Raw genomic sequence first — 782 nt, forward strand, 5'->3', positions numbered from 1 at the left:
GACTGCATTGGCAAGAAAGCCAGAGGACCTTGAGGAGTAAAGATTTGACGAGCTACACTCTCATGCGCAGATTCAGTACGAATGTTTGCCACGATTGCACTATGGCCGTAATCCCAATGCGTCAGTGGAATGTCTTGCTGTCTGCGCACCCAAGAGTTTGCACCATCAGCGCCGACCACCAGTTTCGCTGTCAACGCTTGTCCATTATCTAGGGTTAGCCACGCCTCGCTCTCACCAATAGCTAAAGAGCTGCATGTTGCTGGCATATACAGGCGAACATTGTCTTGCTTCTTCACTTGCTCTAATAGCGCGAGCTGAATAACTCGGTTCTCAACAATATGACCGAGGTTAGGCTGAGCCAGACGAGTAGAATCGAACTCTATACGCGCGAAGCTGTCCTGCTCCCACACTTCCATCGCCTGATATGGCGCTGCACGTCGCTGTTCAATGCCCTGCCAAGCGCCAAGGTTACGTAAGATCACTTCGCTTGAACGGCTAAACGCCGACACTCGGACATCTGGCAATTCATTAAGGCCTTCACTCGGCGCTTTGCCTTCAATAACAGCAACTCGCAGCTCACTGTCTTTTAACGCTGCGGCTAATGCCAAACCAACCATGCCACCGCCAACAATAGCGATATCAACACTTTGCATCATTATTATCTACCTTATCTCTCAACCAAGCCGAGCGTATGACGCAGTAAAGGGGCTTTTAATGGTGAGATGTTATCCATTGCTGCTAATCCGAGATTCCGGCCCAAACGAGTCGCAGGCAAATCATTT

The 782-nt window shown here is 49.9% G+C and carries 1 protein-coding gene; it reads right to left on the bottom strand.

What is annotated here, in order from left to right:
* Positions 1 to 656, bottom strand: a 656-nt coding sequence (locus KIV40_RS31070; protein ID WP_285353150.1) for an FAD-dependent monooxygenase, incomplete at its 3' end; no start/stop codon positions are given.
* Positions 657 to 782 lie beyond the last annotated feature (126 nt).

Source organism: Vibrio sp. D173a, from assembly GCF_030248475.1.